1 protein-coding gene is annotated in these 615 nt (G+C 37.4%); it reads left to right on the forward strand.

Features of this window, described 5'->3' with window-relative positions; translation table 11 throughout:
• Nucleotides 1-181 precede the first annotated feature (181 nt).
• Nucleotides 182-615: isocitrate/isopropylmalate family dehydrogenase (locus J0N78_RS25545; protein ID WP_247747546.1), on the forward strand; the 434-nt coding region annotated here is incomplete at its 3' end.

The following is a 615-nucleotide window of genomic DNA, read 5'->3' on the forward strand; positions in this document are numbered from 1 at the left end:
GGCCCGCACATACTATTTGATCCAAAGCAATGGGGTACATGATGGAATGTTATAAAAGGTTTTAATAAACTGGTAGGTTGGAGCTAAGAGATAGAATTGAACATTTTACCCGACTACCTGAAAGATATCTATGAAGTTAAATGAGCAAATGATTAAACTTATTTTACGAGGAGTGGTATTAATGACAAGTCAGCGGATTGCGGTTTTACCTGGAGATGGAATAGGGCCTGAAGTAGTGAATGAGGCAGTTGAAGTACTAGAGTTGCTTAAAAAGTTAGACCCTTCATTTAAACTTGAATTTGATACTTTTGATTGGGGTAGTGAGTATTACTTAAAGCATGGGAAAATGATGGCCGAAGACGCATTAGATACATTAAAAAAGTACGATGCGATATTATTTGGAGCGATTGGCGATAAGCGAGTACCTGATGATGTAACAGTATGGGAACTGATCATGCCAATCCGTAAGAGGTTTAAACAGTACATTAATTTTCGACCGGTAAAATTATTGAAAGGTGTGTCTTGTCGGTTTACTGGCGAAGATATTGATTTTGTGATTGTTCGAGAAAATGCTGAAGGTGAATATTCAAATAGTGGTGGTAGATTGTATCAGGG

The sequence above is a fragment of the Alkalihalobacillus sp. BA299 genome, assembly GCF_017745675.1.
GTDB lineage: Bacteria > Bacillota > Bacilli > Bacillales > Bacillaceae_F > Alkalihalobacterium.